At 46.9% G+C, this 1,247-nt stretch carries 1 protein-coding gene; it reads left to right on the top strand.

Annotated features, from left to right (window positions below; all coding sequences use genetic code 11):
- The first annotated feature begins 21 nt into the window (after positions 1 to 21).
- A complete protein-coding gene (tuf, locus tag ABFV72_RS13055) occupies positions 22 to 1,212 on the top strand; it encodes an elongation factor Tu (protein ID WP_057758488.1) in 1,191 nt (396 codons plus the stop codon).
- The last annotated feature ends 35 nt before the right edge of the window (positions 1,213 to 1,247 follow it).

Raw genomic sequence — 1,247 nt, 5'->3', positions numbered from 1 at the left:
CCAAAAAAAGAGGAAATACCCATGGCAAAGGCCAAGTTTGAACGTAACAAGCCACACGTCAACGTCGGTACAATCGGACACGTTGACCATGGTAAAACAACCCTTACCGCTGCAATCGCAACCGTAGCTGCAATCACCTCTGGTGGCGAAGCCAAAGACTACGCGTCTATTGACTCAGCACCAGAAGAAAAAGCACGTGGTATCACAATCAACACCTCACACGTAGAATATGACACAGACAGCCGTCACTACGCACACGTAGATTGCCCAGGTCACGCCGATTATGTTAAAAACATGATCACTGGTGCTGCCCAGATGGACGGCGCAATCCTAGTAGTATCTGCAACTGACGGCCCAATGCCACAGACTCGTGAGCACATCTTGCTTTCACGTCAGGTTGGCGTACCGTACATCATCGTATTCATGAACAAATGTGACATGGTAGATGACGAAGAATTGTTAGAGCTAGTAGAAATGGAAGTTCGTGAATTATTGAACGACTATGACTTCCCAGGCGATGACACTCCTATCGTTAAAGGTTCTGCTACTGAAGCCCTAAAAGGCTCAGAAGAAAAATACGGCCAACCAGCTGTTGTAGAACTACTAAACGTACTAGACACCTACATCCCAGAGCCAGAGCGTGACATCGACAAAGCATTCCTAATGCCAATCGAAGACGTATTCTCAATCTCAGGTCGTGGTACTGTAGTAACAGGCCGTGTTGAATCTGGTATCGTTAAAGTTGGCGACGAGATCGAAATCGTTGGTATCCGTGACACTCAAAAAACCACCTGTACTGGTGTAGAGATGTTCCGTAAACTGCTTGACGAAGGTCGTGCAGGCGAAAACTGTGGCGTACTACTACGTGGTACTAAGCGTGAAGACGTACAACGTGGCCAAGTACTAGCTAAGCCAGGTTCAATCACTCCTCACACCAAGTTTGACGCTGAAGTATATGTATTGTCAAAAGAAGAGGGTGGTCGTCACACACCATTCCTAAACGGCTATCGTCCACAGTTCTACTTCCGTACTACTGACGTAACTGGCGCAATCCAATTACAAGACGGTACTGAAATGGTAATGCCTGGTGATAACGTTGAGATGGGCGTAGAGCTTATCCACCCAATCGCTATGGACAAAGGTCTTCGCTTTGCAATTCGTGAAGGCGGCCGTACTGTAGGCGCTGGTGTTGTTGCTAACGTATTGAACTAAGACTTAAGTCTCAGCAATGAGCTTATGAATTAGTC

It is taken from the genome of Psychrobacter proteolyticus, assembly GCF_039762275.1.
In the GTDB taxonomy this organism is placed as follows: Bacteria; Pseudomonadota; Gammaproteobacteria; order Pseudomonadales; family Moraxellaceae; genus Psychrobacter; species Psychrobacter proteolyticus_C.
Note: the sequence above shows the minus strand (reverse complement) of the source record. Positions and strands in the feature narration are given on the sequence as shown.